Raw genomic sequence first — 16,094 nt, forward strand, 5'->3', positions numbered from 1 at the left:
CCCTTACGGGCATGCGATCTGGGCTGACGCCTGTGACCGAGTGTTCAGTGCGCGCTGTATAGTTCAGTCCATGCTGACTATTGCTTCGCGTCTCGACGTGATGAACCGCCTGGGTCGTGCACTGGCCGACCCCACTCGATCCCGGATCATCTTGACCCTGCTCGACCATCCCGCTTACCCGGCGGAACTGGCCCGAGATCTGGACCTGACACGCCCGAACGTGTCCAACCACCTGGCATGCCTGCGCGATTGCGGGATCGTCGTCTCCGAGCCCGAGGGTCGTCGGACACGATATGAGATCGCCGATTCGCACCTGGCGCAGGCGCTGACGGCACTGGTCGATGCCACCCTGGCAGTGGACGAAGACGCCCCGTGCATCGATCCCGCCTGCTCGCTTCCCGGATGCGACGCAGCTGGGGAGGGCGCATGATCCTCACCTCGGTCTTGCAGGCGATGGGCCTGTTCGCAGCGACCAACATCGACGACATCATCGTGCTCTCCCTCTTCTTCGCGCGAGGGGCAGGCCAGCGCGGCACTACCGCCCGCATTCTGGCCGGCCAGTACCTCGGATTCGCCGGCATCCTCGGTGCCGCGGTCCTGGTGACCATCGGTGCCGGAGCATTCCTGCCCTCGGCAGCCATCCCGTACTTCGGTCTCATCCCTCTGGGCCTCGGCCTCTGGGCCGCATGGCAGGCCTGGCGCGGAGACGATGACGACGATGACGACGAGGCCAAGGTTGCCGGCAAGAAGGTCGGCGTGTGGACCGTCGCAGGCGTCACCCTTGCCAACGGCGGCGACAACATCGGCGCCTACACCCCTGTCTTCCTCAGCGTGGAACCTCTCGCAGTAGTCGCCTACTGCATCGTCTTCCTCGCGCTCGTCGTGGTCCTGGTGGCCCTGGCAAAGTTCGTCGCCACCCGCCCCCCGATCGCCGAAGTGCTCGAACGCTGGGAGCACATCCTCTTCCCCATCGTTCTCATCGGCCTCGGAATCGTGATCCTCGTCAGCGGCGGAGCCTTCGGACTCTGACGTAGCGGCAGCGATCCAAACGGCCCCGACCGGGCGCACCCCTCTCGGTTCAGACCGCGACACCTACCTGCAGCCAGTCCTGCGTGATCGCGGCAACAAGACCGCCACGGAGCGCTGCAAAAACCCCGCCACCAAGCGAACGAAGCCACAAGTCCGGCTCCGGCGGCCATGAGCAGGCCGCCGCCCCCTGGTTGGTTGTCGCGGCTGGATGTCATCGGTGGTCTCGCTCTCGTGGTCGGCCGTGTGTCAGCAGCAGTGGCGGGCCTCGGCCCCGGCGTGGTCGGCCCGGAGGCGGCCAAGCAGGCCGGCGGTGAGGGCGGCGCCGAGCTGGAACGCCTCAGCCACCGTGACCACCTCGGCTTCGGGGTGCTCGGCGAGCCAGCCGGCGGCATCCTCGGGGGAGGTGAAGTAGTGCACCTGGTTGCAGAACGAGGAGCGGATAGAGCTGATCTGGTCGGGGTTGACCAGGGACACCGCGGCGGTGGCCGGCTCGAGGCTGGTGACACCGGAGGTGGGGTCGACGGTGACCCGGATCGTGTCACCGCTCGCCGGGGAGGTCGACACGACGGTCGCGGCGCGTTCGAGCAGTGCGGGGAAGATCAGGGTGTCGAGGGCACACCAGGTGTAGAGCTCCTCGCCGGCCACGGTGAACCGGTGCGCGGTGGGACGCAGGGTGAGGCCCTGGCCGACGATCCGGCCCTGGTCGTCGTACTCGGTGTCCGGCACGGCGGCCAGACCACGGCGTACGTCGTCGAGGGGCGGCCCGATGCGGCGGCGAGCTGGTCGAGGGTGACGAGGTCGCCGTCGACGAGCAGCCGCAACAGGGGGATCAGCAGGCCGGGGTCGAGGCCGGTCTCCTCGGAGCGGGTGAGCCGGTCAGTCAGGTCGGTGCTGAGGTTCGACATTGCGATTCCTCCACTTCTGGTAGATGGGTGGCGTGCGCTGTCTGGCGTGCGCTGTCTGGCGTGCGGGTCAGGCGCAGCAGGACAGTTTCGAGACGTCGGTGCTGAAGGCCTTGGCGACGATCCGGATACCCTCGGTCATGGTCAGGTAGGGCGCCCAGGCGTCGGCGACCTCGGTGATGGTCTTGCCCAGGACGTGGACGCCGGCGGCGGCGAGCTCGCCGGCGTCCTTGGCGACCGCGGTCAGGCCGAGGATCTCGCCGGACTCGGCGTTGGCGACCATTTTGATGAACCCGCGGGTGTCGCGGTTGACCAGCGCCCGGGGCACGTAGTCCAGCGGCAGGACCCGGCAGTCGCAGCGGATCCCGGCCGCGAGTACCTGGGCCTCGGTCATCCCGACTGCGCCGATCGCGGGGCTGGTGAACGTCACCCTCGGCAGTCGGGTGTAGTCCACCGACCGGTCGGCGGCGGCGAAGGCGTTCTCGGCGACCAGCGTGCCGTGGGCGGCCGCGACGTAGACGAACTCGGGGTGCCCGGTGACATCGCCGGCGGCCCAGATCCGCGGGTTGGAGGACTGCAGCTGGTCGGTGACCACGATCTCCCCGGCCTCGCCGGTCTTCACCTCCACCGAGTCGAGGTTGAGGCCGTCGGTGACCGGACGCCGTCCCAGCGCAACCAGGACCTGGTCTGCGCGGAACTCCTGCACACCGCCGGACACCTCGGCGATGGCGACAACCTGCCCCGTGGGTGCGTCACGGGCGACCTTGGTTGCGACCGCGCGGCGGACCACCCGGATGCCCTCGGTGGCGAAGACTTCCTGTAGCGTCTTGGAAACCTCCGGCTCCTCCTTCGACGCCAGCCGCGACCGCACCAGCAGGGTCACCTTCGATCCCAGCCGGGCGAACAGTTGGGCCTGCTCCAGCGCCACGTACCCGCCGCCGAGCACCAGCAGCGACTCCGGCACCTCGGTCAGCTCCATCGCCGACGTCGAGGTCAGGTAGCAGACCTCCTCCAGACCCTTCATCGGCGGGGCCCACGGCTTCGCGCCGGTGGCGACCAGATAGTGGGCGGCCTCGATGACCTCGACACTGCCGTCAGGTGCGGTGACGTGGAGCAGCGGCGCGTCCGGGGTGCCCGCGAACGAGGCGTCGCCCTGGCGGACCTGCCAGCCGTAGGAGTCGGCCACGTCGACGTATTTCTCTCCCCGCAGGGCCTCGACCAGGTCCTGCTTGCCGCGGACCAGGCCCGGCATGTCCACCGGTCCCGCGTTGGTGGCGATGCCCGGGAACCGGGTGCTCGCGTCCCCGGCGACGTGGCGTGCCTCAGCGGCAGCGATCAGCGCCTTCGACGGCACGCACCCAGTGTTCACGCACGTGCCGCCGAACGTGCCACGCTCGACCATCACCACCGACTTCCCCAGCCCGGTCGCGCGGATCGCCGCAGCGAACGCTCCGCCACCTGACCCGATCACGGCCAGGTCGTACTCCGAACCCATCGCGATACCTCCCCGGTTGGTTGGGAAACTCATCCGATGCGGCAATACTGGACCTTCCAGTACAGGGGAAGGTCAACTGCGACCTGCAACACATTGGAGAACGAGATGCGGATCGGTGAGCTCGCCGAGACGGCCGGCACGACGACGAAGACCCTTCGGTTCTACGAAGACCAGGGGCTGTTGCTGCCGACCGAGCGCACCGCGGCCGGCTACCGTAACTACACGCCTGAGGCAGTTGCCCGGATCGACTTCATCCACCGGGGCCAGGCGGCCGGGCTCACGCTGGCCCAGATCCGACAGATCCTCGACATCCGCGACCACGGCCAGGCCCCCTGCGGCCACGTGCGCGACCTGCTTGACGCACGCCTGACGGACATCGAGCAACAGCTCGCCCAGCTGACCGCGCTGCGCGACACCATCGCCGAGCTGCGCGACCAAGCGGCCCAGCCCGAACCCGAGTCGTGCAGCGCCGACCAGGTCTGCCGCTACCTGTAACAGTGACCAGATCGACTGACCGCTCCAGTGGGCCCTTGACGTGCGTCAACTCCTAATCACGCCGGCGGCGGGTCGGGAAACATGTCCTGGCGCCGTGATCTTCGCGGCCTGCGTGAGGGACAGGTGCACGACAACCCCGAAGTTGGCGTAGCCGCCGTAGCCGCCGTAGCCGCCGTAGCCGACGTGGACGGCTTCGAACCAGCGCTGCTCAGGCGGAAGTGCCCGGAGCCGGTCGACGAGGTCGCTGGCAGGCCGGTCTGCGGCCTCGTGAGGTTCCCACGGGCCGAGCAGGTCGCGGAGGAGACAGCGGCCTGCACGACCAGTGTCGCTGTGGACCCATCGCACGGCGCGGGTCTCGAGTGCGGTGACCACGACCCGGGCGGGCAGCCGATCCCTTGTGCGTGGCCGCACCGCATACGCCTCGCCGACCGCGATATCGCGGCGGCGCATCAGGCGCTGTCCTCGTCGCCGGCAGCGGGATCACGCAAGGGCCGCAACCCGGCCCCGACCCCGGCAGCGAAGCTGTACCGGCCGAGCATGTTGATGTGGACGTGGCCCAACGGCGACAGCCGGGCGACGTCTTCGTCGGACAGCTCATGCCCGGCAGCGCGCAGACTCGCCACAGCAGCGTCGATGTAGCGGGTGTTCCACAGCACCACGGCGTTGACGACCAGGCCGAGAGCGCCGAGCTGGTCTTCTTGGCCTTCGCGGTAGGACTGGCGCAGCTCACCGCGTTGGCCGTGGAAGATCTTCCGGGCCAGCCGGTGCCGGGATTCCTGCACGGTGAGCTGGCGGTGCACGCTACGCCGGTAACCCTCGTCGACCGGGTCGATCAGCGCCAGCAGGTGCAGCGTCTTGGCGATCCGTCCGTACTCGGCGAACGCCTGCCCAAGGGCGGACGGGTGCCCGTCGCGGCCCAGCATCCGCAGCAGGTCGTAGGCCCGGACCCGGTGGGTGATCAGGGACCCGGCCACCCGAAGCATGTCTGGCCAGTGCGCTCGGATCTTGTCCAGGTTGACCTTGTTCCGGGCGAGTCCGTTCACCAGGCCGTAGTCGCCGGCCGGTGCGCCGGGCAGGTGGGCCCGCCAGAACCGCTGGTCGGAAAGGTCAGCGATTCGCGGGGAGAACCGGTAGCCGAGCATCCGGAACAGCCCGAACACGATGTCGGAGTACGACGCGGTGTCGGTGGCCACCATGTCCGGTTTCGGCCCGGCGTCGAGGTTCAGCAGTGCGTCCAGAATGTGTAGCGAGTCGCGCATCGTGCCCGGTACGACGACGGCGCCGATGCCGGCGACCTGGTCGTTGACCGCGTTCAGCCAGGTCACGCCGCGGCGCAGCCCGAAGTAGCGAGGGCTGGGGGCGGCGTTGATCGTCTGCACCGGCACCACGAACCGCAGCCCGTCGACCGAGGAGATCAAGCCACCGCCCCACAGCTGGGCCACACCGACACCGGCCTGGGCCTCGATGAGCCGGGCGTTGGCCGCAGAGTGGGTCTCGGCGCGCAGGTAGTTCTGGTCGACGTGGGAGAGCCGGTCGCGGGTCAGCGCCGGCACCGCCGGCTTGGTGACCGGGGTCAGTCCCACGTTGCAGGCCTCGGCGACCAGCAGCGCCGCCACGCTCACCGGCAGATCCTCCATCCGGGTGCCGAGTTCACCGACGTGGACGTACTCGTCGAGGAACCCCGTCCACGCCTGCACCTCCAACAACAACTCGGGCAGGTCGACCTGCGGCAGCATCGCTGCGACCGTCGCACGCAGCTCGCTCAGTGAGGATGGTTCCCCGATCGCCTCCAGCCGCTCGACCGAGAGCCGCACCCTGCCCTCGGCTCCGGCCGGCACGATCCGGACGCTGGCATCGGGGCCGGCCGCCTCGAGCCGCTGAGCCAGGGTCTGCCACGCGATGTCCAGCGCGGCGGCCAGATCGGCCAGGTGCTCGTCGACTGGGTCGGTCAGGCCGAGGCCGGTCAGGACCTCGCCGCTGACAGCCTGCCAGGCGGTGCCGTCGAGCAACCGCGCTCGGGGGTCGGCCCAGCGCAGCGACGGGGCCGCGAACACGTCGCGGCGGCGAAGTGCCCGGTGCAGCTGCTCCAGCACGCACAACACGTAGGCGTCACGATCGACCGCACCCGCGGGCAGGTCAGGATTGGTGAACACCGCCCGGCGCCACGCCGGCATCACCACAGCCTCGGCAACGTCGGCATGGGTCAACGGCCGCACCGACGTCCGGCGCCGCGCAAGGTCCGGCAACCGGCGCACCTCCCGCAACAGGTCCTGGCCCGCAGGAGTGGCCTGCAGCGGCAGCGCCTCGGCCAGCGACTCCAGGAACGGACGAACCACGCCGTACTTGGCGGCCAGGGCCTCCCGCATCGCGGCCTCACCCGAATAGTCGTCCGGTACCAGCTCGTCGACCAGGGCCGCGGCAGCGGTGACCTGCTCACGGGGGGCGACCCGCTCGACCACGGCCCACGCCGCCGCGACATCAAGCTGTCCGCCGGCGTCAGCCTCGTCCAGTGCGTCCAGCAACGCCCGCGCCGTACGGGCCAGCGTCACCGAGGCCCTCTCAAGACGCGGCATCCACGCCAGACGCTCCGAGGCCGACGATCGCCTCGCCGCGCTGATCAACCGGGACGCCATCAACACGTCGAACAAGTCCAGCGCATCGTCGACCGCCGCGGTCTCCAACGCCTGAGCCGTGGCCAACAGCGTCGCGGTCCGCCGTGGCTCGGCCAGCAACCTGATAGCCGGCGCCTTCGCGGTCAGCCCGTACCGCGCCAACGTGACCAGACGGCTCGGCGGTACCGTCGGCGTCACCGCAGCCCGCGCACCCACGCTCAACACATCCGAGACCCGGTCCAACGCCGCGGTCATCGCCCTCCCCGACGTCCGCGTCGGTGACCGACGCAGCCGCTCCAACTCCGAGAACCGCTGCCCATCGGCGACCCGGAGCAAGCCCAGCAACCTCCCGGGCATCGCCGGATCTGCACCGGCCGCGGCCGCGGCAAGGGTCCGGTGCATCCGGTCCGTGGCATCCTCTCGGACACTCGCGACCAGTCGCGCCAACACGCTCGCTCCCGGCAGCAGCACCCGATGCCGACGCAGCCACGCCACCGACTGATTGAACAGCGCCAACTGGCCCTCGGTATGGGTCCATGCACGGCCTGCCACGAACTCCCGTAGCCCGGCCGCCACACTGGGGTCGGAGAAGTCCCGGAAGCCGTACAAGTCGCGGATCTCCCGCCGATGCTCATGCTGGGTCGGCAATCGTTCCGTGTAGCGCTTCACCACCGACGGGTCCTCGATCCCCAGCTGAGCCCCGAGGTAGTCCACCACCGTCCACGGCACCTCGAGCGGGTCCGGTAAGAACGTGCCGAGATACCGCACCGTACCCAGCTGCAGCGCGAAGCCCAGCTGGTTGTGGGAGTTCCGTCGCTTCGCGATCAGATCCAGATCCGCGTCGTCGAGGAAGAAGAACCGCTCCAGCTCTGGCCCCGACGGAACACCGTTGAACCGGCCGAACGCCGCCACCTGCTCATCGCTCAAGAACTCCACCGGCATGGGCGAAGAACCTAGCCGTAGGCCAGCCCACCCGGCACCCGCCTAGCGTTCAATCCTGTTCCGATCCTCCTCGACCCCGGACTCCGTTGGCCCCCCGGGGTGTTCCCCGGTCAGAATGGACGGAGAGGTGCCGCGTTCGCGCGGGCCGCTGCACTATGCCCCACAGAGGCCCCACTGTGTCCCTCAGAGGTCCCCACAGGGGCCCCCACAGAGGCCCCCGAAGAGCAGGAGTAGCCCCGTGTCGCTCTCACAGCCCACCCCGGGTCGCCGGCAATTTCTCACCACCGTCGGCTCGCTGGCCGTCGCCGGCCTCAGCATCCCCGTGCTTGCCGCCTGCGGTGGTGGCGGCGCCGACATAGCCTCCGGCTCGTTCCCGTCGGTCAACGCGGAGACGATGAGCGCGATCGCCGCGGCGGTCCAGAAGGGGGAGCCGGCCGTCGGCGAGGCCAAGTTCTTCCCCGACGCGCACATCGTGCTGACCCAGCCGACCGAAGGCTCCTTCGTCGCCCTCTCCAGCACGTGCACCCACGAGGGTGTCACCATCAACCGCTTCTCCGACGGTCAGCTGGTCTGCCCGGCACACGGCAGCCGCTTCGACCCCGCCACCGGTGAGGCCACCCGCGGCCCGGCCCAGGCCGCCCTCCCCAAGCGCACCGTCTCCAAAACCGGCAACACCGTCACCCTCAGCTAACCCCCGCCCGCACTCGAGAGTCCCCCGCCGATAGTCGTACTTTCCGGCGAAAGTCAGAGAAAAGAACTCTGAAGCCCGCCGGAAAGTACGACCATCGGCAATCGTGGGTCAGTCCTCGCCGAGGTAGGCCTTGCGCACTTCGTCGCTCGCGAGCAGGGTCTTACCCGTTCCGGCCAGCACGATCTTGCCGACTTCCAGCACATAGCCGTGGTCGGCGAGGCTGAGGGCGGCTTGGGCGTTCTGCTCGACGAGCAGAATGGTGGTGCCCTGGCTGCGCAGGGTCCGCACGGTGCTCATGATCCGCTTCATCATCAGGGGCGAGAGCCCCATCGACGGCTCGTCGAGCAGCAGCAGGCGCGGGCGGCTCATCATGGCCCGACCCATCGCCAGCATCTGCTGCTCACCGCCGGAGAAGGTGCCCGCCGGCTGGTTGCGCCGCTCCTCCAAGATCGGGAACAGTTCGAACGCCGCGTCGAGGTCGCTCTTGAGCTCCCGATCCTTGCGGCTGTAGGCCCCGAGCATCAGGTTCTCTTCCACGGTCATCCGCGGGAAGATGCGCCGGCCCTCGGGGGAGTGCGCCAGCCCGAGCGTCACGATCTTGTGCGCGGGCATCGTGTCGATGCGCTCACCCTCGAACGTGATCGACCCCGACTCCGGTCGCAGCAGCCCGGAGATGGTGCGCAGCGTGGTCGTCTTGCCGGCGCCGTTCGTGCCGATGAGGCACACCACCTGGCCCTGGTCGACGGTGAAGTCGATGCCCTTGACCGCCTTGATCTTGCCGTACGCGACGACGAGGTCCTTGACCTCCAGCATCTGCTCAGGCCTCCTTCGGGCGGTCGTCGAGGTGCTCGACGATCTCGTCGTGCTCGTGCAACGCCTCCTCGAGGGCCTCGGACTCTTCCGTGTCACCGGTGCCGATGTAGGCCTCGATGACGCGCGGGTCCGACTGCACCTCCTTGGGGGTGCCCTCGATGAGGGCAGCGCCGCGCACCAGGCACAGCACCCGGTCGCACAGGTTGAAGATGAAGCGCATGTCGTGCTCGATGACGACGACGGCCAGGCCGGAGTCGCGGATCTTGAAGATCAGCTGCTCGGCCTCCCGGGTCTCTTGCGGGTTCATGCCCGCCGTCGGCTCGTCGAGCAGCACGACCTTCGGGTCGGTCGCCAACGCCCGCGCGATCTCCAGCCGCCGCTGGTCGCCGTACGGCAGGTTGCGCGCCAGCTGCTCGGTGGTGTGGCCGAGCCCGACGTACTCGAGCAACTCCTGGGCCCGGGCCCGCGTCTCCGCCTCCTCGCGGCGGTACTTGGGCCCGCGCAGGATGGAGGTGAGCGCCTTGGAGGTGGTGCGGCAGTAGCGCCCCACCATGACGTTCTCCAGTGCCGTCATGTTCGCGAACAGCCGGATGTTCTGAAACGTGCGGCTCATCCCGGCGACCACGACCTTGCGCGGCACCGGCGGCAGCACCTGCCCGGCCAGGCGCACCTCGCCCTCCGTGGGCTTGTACATGCCGGTGAGGCAGTTGAAGAACGTCGTCTTGCCGGCGCCGTTGGGGCCGATGAGGCCGACGATCTCGCCCTCGTGCACGGTGAGGTCGACGTGGTCGACGGCCGTGAGACCCCCGAACCGCATGACCACCCCGCGGGCCTCCAGCAGCGGCGCACCCTTGGCCTGGCTCGTCGCAGACGCTGTCTGCGTGCTCGTGCTCATTGCTGCTCCCTCATTGCTGTTCCCGCAGGTGAACCTTTTGGATGTCGGCGGCGAGCTGCTCGTCCTCTTCGTGGAACTCCAGCTTGCGTCGCTTGCTCGCTACCAGCCCCTCGGGCCGGAAGCGCATCATGAGCACGAGCAGCAGTCCGAAGAGCAGCAGTCGGTACTCGCTGAAGAAGCGCAGCTTCTCGGGCAGCAACTTGAGAATGACCGCGCCGATGAGCACACCGCCGACCGTTCCCATACCACCGAGCACGACCGCGGACAGCAGGAAGGCCGACTCCAGGAACTGGTACTGGTCGGGAGTGACGGAGACGTCCTGGTGCGCCTTGATCGACCCGGCGATACCGGCGAGGAAGGCGCCACCGGCGAACGCGAACAGCTTCAGCGCGAACGTGTTGACGCCCATCGCGTCCGCCGCCTTCTCATCTTCGCGGATCGCGACCCAGCCACGGCCGATCCGGCTGTCGTTGAGGCGGACGAACACGAGGATGATGAAGGCCAAAACAATGAGGAGGAGGATGTAGTAGTTCGAGAAGCGAGTGATCGTGAATCCGAAAAGGTCGTGACTCTTACCGAAATCGAAGCCGAAGAAGTTGAGGTCGGGGATGGCCGGGATGCCGTTGGGGCCGTTCGTGAGGTTCGGCCCGTTGTTGCCGTCGAGGTTGAACATCGCGTACCGGAAGATCTCGCCGAAGGCCAAGGTCACGATCGCCAGATAATCGCCGGAGACCCGCAGCGTGGGACTACCGATGATGAGGCCGAGGATGGCGGTGAAGACACCCGCGATGAGGACCGTGACGAAGAACGGCGGGGTCCAGCCGATCGTCGAGAACGCCGACCCCGAGAGGATCGCGCCGACGTAGGCCCCGGAGCCGAGGAACGCGATGTAGCCCAGGTCGAGCAGGCCGGCGAGGCCGACGACGATGTTCAGGCCGATGGCCGTCGCGGCGAAGATGATGACCTGCGTCGCGATCGACATATTCGCGTCCGAACCCTGCTGAGTCAGCGGGAAGGCGAAGGCGGCGACGAAGGCGGCCAGCATCAGCACTCGGGAGTGCCGGGAGGCGACGATGCCGAGCCAATCGAAGAACCGCGCGCCGGCCAGCGCCGCGCAGAGGATGCCGACGGTGCCCAGCAGCAGCACGAATTGCCATGGATCACGCAACGAGAGGGCGTCGGCGGCCAGGAAGAGGAAGGCGCCGACACCGGCGACGATGAGCAGGATTTCGGCCCACGCGGGAAGCCGCACCCCGGTGATGTCGCGGTCGGGTCGATGTGTGCTGAAATGGCCGCCGACTGCGGCCAGTACGGCGCCGAGGAGTACGACCCAGGCTCCCGGGTCAGCGTTGATCAGACCGCCGGCCTCGAGGGTGATGGCCACGAGCACGAGCGCCATGAACGCGGCGGCGCCGAGCCCCAGACGCTGTAGCGCCCTGCCGGCATCGAGGAAGCGCCCGAGCTTGCGCAGCGGCCCGCGCACCGAGAGGGTGAACACGAGGCCGAGCAGCCCGACGAGGATCATCTGGATCTGCAGCGCGCCGGGGTTGAAGTAGAGCGTCAGGTCGCCGAGCACCCGGGGGTTGTAGGACCACGACATGAGCGAGCCGGCGATCATCAGGATCGAGCCGGTCAATGCCAGTGGCCAGGAGAGGCGCCCGAGGCCGGTGCCGCGGGCGTCGGCGGCGGGCTGCTGGGTGGGGGTAGCGGTGGTGCTCATGCCCGGTCCACCACCCGCGCGCCCATGAGGCCCTGGGGCCGGAAGACGAGCACGAGGATCAGCAGGGAGAACGCGAAGACGTCCTTCCAGGTGCCGCCGATGAAGGGGACGCCCGCGGCGAGCGCCTCGGCGACGCCGAGAACCAGCCCGCCGACGACCGCGCCCTGCACGTTGCCGATACCCCCCAGAACCGCGGCGGTGAATGCCTTGAGACCGGCCATGAAGCCCATCCGGAAGTCGATGTTGTTGTTCTGCAACCCGTAGGCAACACCGGCGATACCCGCCAAGGCTGCACCCACGGCGAACGCGATGACGATGACCTTGTCGACGTCGATGCCCATGAGGCGCGCGGTGTCGGGGTCCTGCGAGACGGCCTGCATCGCGCGGCCCTGCTTGGTCTTGTTGATGAACCAGTACAGGAAGATCGAGCAGGCCAGCAGGCAGCCCATGGTGAACAGCGCGGGCCGCTGGATGGTGACATTGCCGATCTCGAAGGCTTGCCCCGTGACGACGTCGATCCGCGGGAAGGGGATCTTCGCCTTGGCGCTGGGGAATCCGGGGATGTCGCCGTAGAAGAGGCGCACGAACTCCTGCAGGAAGATCGAGATACCGATAGCGGTGATGAGGGGCGCCAATCGTGGGGCGCCGCGTAATGGCCGATAGGCCACGCGTTCCATGATGACGGCGGTGAGCACCGAGGCGCCGATTGCGCCGATGAGCATGATCGGCAGAACCCACACGGAGGTGTTGTCGCGGAAGAGGAAATACCAGGTGCTCAGGGAGCCGAAGGCCCCGATCATGAACACCTCGCCGTGGGCGAAGTTGATGAGTTGGACGATGCCGTAGACGACGGTGTAGCCGACCGCGATCAGCGCGTACAGCGACCCGTTGGTCAGTCCGTTGACAAGTTGCTGGGGGATGTCAGCCATGTTCGGGCCTGTCCTCCTGTCGGTCAGTGCACAGAGCGCTCGGGCGGCGGGATTGGGCCCCGCCGCCCGAGCGTGTGCGATATGGAAGGAGGTGTCGAACTACTCGACGGAGCCGGTCTTAGCCGCGACCCACTTCAGACCCTCCACCTTGTAGGCGGTCAGGGTCCGGGTCTTGCTGTCGCCGTACTCGTCGAAGGCGACCTTGCCGGTCACACCCTCGAAGTCGACCTTGCCGACCGCGTCGATGGTGGCCTGCCGGGCGGAGCTGGCGTCGGCCGCGTCCTTCAGCGAGACCTTCAGGCCCTCGATGATGGCGTTGGCGGCGTCGTAGGCGTAGGCGCCGTAGGCGCTGGCGGGGTCGGTGAACCCGGCGGCCTGATAGGCGTCGAGGAACTCCTTGCCCTTGGCCAGTTCGTCGGTGGGGGCACCGACGGACGTCGCCAGGTCGCCGTTGGCGGTGGCGCCGGCCAGGTCGATGAACTTCTGGTCGTAGATGCCGTCACCGCCCATGAGCGGCACGTTGAGCCCGGCGCTCTTCATCTGCTGGCTCAGGGGGCCGGCCTGGGGGTACTCACCGCCGTAGTAGACCAACTCGGGGCTACCACCGCGGATGGCCGTGATGGCGGTCTGGAAGTTGGCGTCCTCCGGGTTGACGGTCGTCGAACCGGTGATCGTGCCGCCCTTGGCTTTGAACTCCTTGGTGAAGGCGTCGACGAGACCCTGACCGTAGGTCTTCTTGTCGTGGATCGTGGCGACCTTCTTGATGCCCTGCTCGATGAGGTACTGGGCCGCGAACGGACCCTGCACGTCGTCGGTGGTGCAGGTGCGGAAGTAGTTGGCGTACGTGCGCTTCGGCGCGTTGGCGAAGTCCGCGCCGCGGGTCAGCGAGGGGCCGGTGTTCGCTGGGGAGACCTGCACGATGTTCGCGCCGGCCAGCACCGGCTGCACGTTCTGGGCGACGGAGCTGTTCAGGGTGCCGACGACACCGACCACTTCGGCGTCACCCGCCAGGGCCGTGGCCGCGTTCTTGCCGGTCTCCGGCTTGGCCTCGTCGTCCTTGGCGTCCATCTGCAGGGTCCACCCCGGGATGGCGCCGGACTCGTTGGCCTGCTTGACGGCAAGGTCGACGGCATTACGGATGCCCAACCCGAGGGCGGACAGATCGCCGGACAGTGGTGCGATGACACCGATCTTGGCGACCTTGGCGGCGCTGTCTCCACCGGCGGTGGAGCCACTGCCGGCGCTGGTGTCTCCCCCTCGGGAGCCACACGCCGACAGAGCCAGGGACGCCGCGAGGATCGTCACGCCGACCCGGACTAGGGAACGCTGAGCCACAGGGACCTCCTGCTAAGTGTTCAGAAATGGGCGGTTGCCCGGTCTCGACCTGCCGGTGACTGCTGCTCACCGGGCGCACCGAGACAAACGCACAAGACTCCTGTGCGAGTGTCAGGACCATAAGTCGACACACCCGCTCCGACCTACTATTTGCGCGCCCCTGTGGCCAGGTCGTTATGTTTCTTGGCGCGCGATCGTAGGGTGTATCGGTGCCCGCTCCCGCCAGTTACCGCCCCCGGCCCGGCGACATCCCGACCGATCCCGGCGTCTATCGGTTCCGCGACAAGGAAGGTCGGGTCATCTACGTCGGGAAGGCGAAATCCCTTCGGGCGCGGCTTTCCTCGTACTTTCAGGACACGGCGGCCCTGCACCCGCGCACGGCGGCCATGGTGACCACCGGAGCCAGCGTCGAGTGGACCGTGGTGGCCAACGAGGTCGAGGCGCTGCAGCTGGAGTACTCCTGGATCAAGGAGTTCGACCCGCGCTTCAACGTCAAGTACCGCGACGACAAGTCCTACCCCTACCTCGCAGTGACGATGGGGGAGGAGTTTCCCCGGGCCCAGGTCATGCGCGGCGCCAAGCGGCGCTCGACCCGATACTTCGGTCCCTACGCGCACGCGTGGGCGATCCGGGAGACGCTCGACACGCTGTTACGGGTGTTCCCCCTACGCACGTGCAGCAACGGGGTGTTCCGGCGGGCCGGGCAGGTGGGCCGCCCCTGCCTGCTGGGGTACATCGACAAGTGTTCGGCACCGTGTGTGGGGCGGGTGAGCGAGGAGGAGCATCGCGCCATCGCGCAGGACTTCTGCGACTTCATGGCCGGCGACACGGGCAAGTTCGTCAAGCGGCTGGAGAAGCGGATGAAGGCCGCCGCCGCCGAGCTGGACTTCGAGGCCGCCGCTCGCCTGCGCGACGACATCGGTGCCCTGGAGAAGGCGTTGGAGCACTCCGCGGTCGTCTTCAACGACGCCACCGACGCCGACGTCTTTGGGCTTGCCGGAGACGAACTGGAGGCCGCGGTGCAGGTTTTCCACGTGCGCGGCGGTCGCATCCGGGGCCAGCGCGGCTGGGTGCTGGAACGTCAGGACGAAGACGATGCGCAGCTGGTCGGGCACCTGCTGGCTCAGGTGTACGGGCCTCGAGCGGCCGGCGACGTGCCCCGCGAGGTGCTCGTGCCGGTGCTGCCCGCCGACGCCGACGCGCTCGGGCCGTGGCTCGGTGAGCTCGCTGGGCGGCGGGTCGACCTGCGGGTGCCGCAACGGGGTGACAAGCGCGCACTCCTGCAGACCGTCGAACGCAACGCAACCCAGTCCCTGGCCCGGCACAAGGTGTCGCGCGCCGGCGACTTGACCAACCGCGGCCGCGCCCTGGAGGAGCTGCGGGAGGCCCTGGAGTTGCCCGAGGCGCCGCTGCGGATCGAGTGCTACGACGTCTCGCACGTGCAGGGCACCGACGTGGTGGCCTCCATGGTCGTGTTCGAAGACGGTCTGCCGCGAAAGTCCGAGTACCGCCGGTTCGCCATCAAGGGGCCCGGCGTCGACGACACGGCGGCCATGCGCGAGGTGCTGACGCGCCGCTTCCGCCAGCAGCGCGCACAGCCCGACGAGACGGCGCAAACCGAGGTCACGCCCGGCATCGACCCGGAGACGGGCCGCCCCCGGCGCTTCGCCTACGCGCCCCAGCTCGTCGTCGTCGATGGTGGGCTGCCGCAGGTCAACGCGGCGCAGGCGGCCCTGGCGGAGGTAGGCGCCACCGACGTCGCCGTGGTCGGGCTGGCCAAGCGGCTGGAGGAACTGTGGCTGCCCGGCGAGGAGTTCCCCGTCGTGCTGCCGCGCACCAGCGAGGGGCTGTTCCTGCTGCAGCGCCTGCGCGACGAGGCGCACCGCTTCGCCATCACCTACCACCGGCAGAAGCGCTCCAAGTCGATGACGGCCAGTGCCCTCGACGCCATTCCCGGTCTCGGTGACGCCCGTCGCCGAGCGCTGCTGAAGTCGTTCCGCACCGTCTCCGCCATCCGCCGCGCCGATCCGCAGGAGCTGCAGGCGGTGCCGGGGATCGGGCCGGCGCTCGCCGCGAGCATCCACGAGGCGCTGGCCGAGCAGCCGTCGGGGGGCGCCGTCAACGTCATGACCGGCGAGGTGACGGACTGAGCGCAGCGGCGCAGGGGTCGGTCCAGGGTCGGCCCAGAGGTTGGCGCAGGATCGCCGAAAGGCGCCGCGGCCTGCGAGGATAGGAG

14 protein-coding genes and 1 pseudogene are annotated in these 16,094 nt (G+C 68.7%); 5 read left to right on the forward strand and 10 right to left on the reverse strand.

The genetic code is table 11. From position 1 onward, the window contains the following. Window positions 1-70 precede the first annotated feature (70 nt). Together cmtR and KILIM_RS02215 are read left to right on the forward strand one after the other, a co-directional pair. Window positions 71-430: a Cd(II)/Pb(II)-sensing metalloregulatory transcriptional regulator CmtR gene (gene cmtR, locus KILIM_RS02210; RefSeq protein ID WP_006590980.1), complete on the forward strand. Its 360-nt coding sequence runs from the start codon at window positions 71-73 to the stop codon at window positions 428-430. Beyond that, window positions 427-1,029, forward strand: coding sequence for a cadmium resistance transporter (locus KILIM_RS02215; RefSeq protein ID WP_006590981.1), 603 nt, complete (start codon window positions 427-429; stop codon window positions 1,027-1,029). Before cmtR ends, KILIM_RS02215 begins: the two co-directional genes overlap by 4 nt. A 246-nt stretch (window positions 1,030-1,275) precedes the next feature. Here KILIM_RS02215 and merB read toward each other — a convergent pair whose 3' ends face one another. The 3 genes and pseudogenes from merB to merA form a co-directional block, all read right to left on the reverse strand. Further along, the gene (gene merB, locus KILIM_RS02220) at window positions 1,276-1,755 is read right to left on the reverse strand and encodes an organomercurial lyase MerB (protein ID WP_006590982.1); all 480 of its coding nucleotides are present in this window, start codon (window positions 1,753-1,755) and stop codon (window positions 1,276-1,278) included. A gap of 12 nt (window positions 1,756-1,767) precedes the next feature. Beyond that, a pseudogene (locus KILIM_RS24835) lies at window positions 1,768-1,934 on the reverse strand (alkylmercury lyase); the annotation flags it as partial. 67 nt (window positions 1,935-2,001) lie between these two features. Continuing rightward, the gene (gene merA / locus KILIM_RS02225; protein WP_006590983.1) at window positions 2,002-3,426 is read right to left on the reverse strand and encodes a mercury(II) reductase; all 1,425 of its coding nucleotides are present in this window, start codon (window positions 3,424-3,426) and stop codon (window positions 2,002-2,004) included. A gap of 105 nt (window positions 3,427-3,531) precedes the next feature. Here merA and KILIM_RS02230 point away from each other — a divergent pair, with 105 nt between their 5' ends. Then, entirely contained in the window at window positions 3,532-3,921 is a 390-nt protein-coding gene (locus KILIM_RS02230) for a heavy metal-responsive transcriptional regulator (protein ID WP_006590984.1), read from the forward strand. 45 nt (window positions 3,922-3,966) lie between these two features. Here KILIM_RS02230 and KILIM_RS02235 read toward each other — a convergent pair whose 3' ends face one another. Beyond that, the gene (locus tag KILIM_RS02235) at window positions 3,967-4,371 is read right to left on the reverse strand and encodes a hypothetical protein (protein WP_006590985.1); all 405 of its coding nucleotides are present in this window, start codon (window positions 4,369-4,371) and stop codon (window positions 3,967-3,969) included. Continuing rightward, window positions 4,371-7,475, reverse strand: a complete 3,105-nt coding sequence (locus tag KILIM_RS02240) for a Tn3 family transposase (RefSeq protein ID WP_006590986.1) — start codon at window positions 7,473-7,475, stop codon at window positions 4,371-4,373. Before KILIM_RS02240 ends, KILIM_RS02235 begins: the two co-directional genes overlap by 1 nt. Before the next feature lie 238 nt (window positions 7,476-7,713). Between KILIM_RS02240 and KILIM_RS02245 the strand changes: the two genes are divergently transcribed. Next, the gene (locus KILIM_RS02245; protein ID WP_006590987.1) at window positions 7,714-8,166 is read left to right on the forward strand and encodes a Rieske (2Fe-2S) protein; all 453 of its coding nucleotides are present in this window, start codon (window positions 7,714-7,716) and stop codon (window positions 8,164-8,166) included. 108 nt (window positions 8,167-8,274) lie between these two features. Here KILIM_RS02245 and KILIM_RS02250 read toward each other — a convergent pair whose 3' ends face one another. From KILIM_RS02250 to KILIM_RS02270, 5 genes are all read right to left on the reverse strand, one after another. Further along, window positions 8,275-8,979, reverse strand: coding sequence for an ABC transporter ATP-binding protein (locus tag KILIM_RS02250; protein ID WP_006590988.1), 705 nt, complete (start codon window positions 8,977-8,979; stop codon window positions 8,275-8,277). 4 nt (window positions 8,980-8,983) lie between these two features. Next, entirely contained in the window at window positions 8,984-9,874 is an 891-nt protein-coding gene (locus KILIM_RS02255) for an ABC transporter ATP-binding protein (RefSeq protein ID WP_006590989.1), read from the reverse strand. 10 nt (window positions 9,875-9,884) lie between these two features. Next, a complete protein-coding gene (locus tag KILIM_RS02260) occupies window positions 9,885-11,594 on the reverse strand; it encodes a branched-chain amino acid ABC transporter permease (protein ID WP_006590990.1) in 1,710 nt (569 codons plus the stop codon). Beyond that, window positions 11,591-12,523, reverse strand: coding sequence for a branched-chain amino acid ABC transporter permease (locus KILIM_RS02265; protein WP_006590991.1), 933 nt, complete (start codon window positions 12,521-12,523; stop codon window positions 11,591-11,593). Before KILIM_RS02265 ends, KILIM_RS02260 begins: the two co-directional genes overlap by 4 nt. A 99-nt stretch (window positions 12,524-12,622) precedes the next feature. After that, entirely contained in the window at window positions 12,623-13,858 is a 1,236-nt protein-coding gene (locus KILIM_RS02270; RefSeq protein WP_006590992.1) for a branched-chain amino acid ABC transporter substrate-binding protein, read from the reverse strand. 209 nt (window positions 13,859-14,067) lie between these two features. Between KILIM_RS02270 and uvrC the strand changes: the two genes are divergently transcribed. Beyond that, window positions 14,068-16,008, forward strand: coding sequence for an excinuclease ABC subunit UvrC (gene uvrC / locus KILIM_RS02275; RefSeq protein WP_006590993.1), 1,941 nt, complete (start codon window positions 14,068-14,070; stop codon window positions 16,006-16,008). The last annotated feature ends 86 nt before the right edge of the window (window positions 16,009-16,094 follow it).

The sequence above is a fragment of the Kineosphaera limosa NBRC 100340 genome, assembly GCF_000298215.1.
Classification (GTDB): domain Bacteria; phylum Actinomycetota; class Actinomycetes; order Actinomycetales; family Dermatophilaceae; genus Kineosphaera; species Kineosphaera limosa.

Bases quoted from the DNA above. Each gene is read 5' to 3' on its own strand.
- KILIM_RS02265 (WP_006590991.1), bottom strand. From the start codon at position 12,523: ATGGCTGACATCCCCCAGCAACTTGTCAACGGACTGACCAACGGGTCG.
- KILIM_RS02240 (WP_006590986.1), bottom strand. From the start codon at position 7,475: ATGCCGGTGGAGTTCTTGAGCGATGAGCAGGTGGCGGCGTTCGGCCGG.
- KILIM_RS02215 (WP_006590981.1), top strand. From the start codon at position 427: ATGATCCTCACCTCGGTCTTGCAGGCGATGGGCCTGTTCGCAGCGACC.
- cmtR (WP_006590980.1), top strand. From the start codon at position 71: ATGCTGACTATTGCTTCGCGTCTCGACGTGATGAACCGCCTGGGTCGT.
- KILIM_RS02235 (WP_006590985.1), bottom strand. From the start codon at position 4,371: ATGCGCCGCCGCGATATCGCGGTCGGCGAGGCGTATGCGGTGCGGCCA.
- KILIM_RS02255 (WP_006590989.1), bottom strand. From the start codon at position 9,874: ATGAGCACGAGCACGCAGACAGCGTCTGCGACGAGCCAGGCCAAGGGT.
- merA (WP_006590983.1), bottom strand. From the start codon at position 3,426: ATGGGTTCGGAGTACGACCTGGCCGTGATCGGGTCAGGTGGCGGAGCG.
- KILIM_RS02260 (WP_006590990.1), bottom strand. From the start codon at position 11,594: ATGAGCACCACCGCTACCCCCACCCAGCAGCCCGCCGCCGACGCCCGC.
- KILIM_RS02230 (WP_006590984.1), top strand. From the start codon at position 3,532: ATGCGGATCGGTGAGCTCGCCGAGACGGCCGGCACGACGACGAAGACC.
- KILIM_RS02250 (WP_006590988.1), bottom strand. From the start codon at position 8,979: ATGCTGGAGGTCAAGGACCTCGTCGTCGCGTACGGCAAGATCAAGGCG.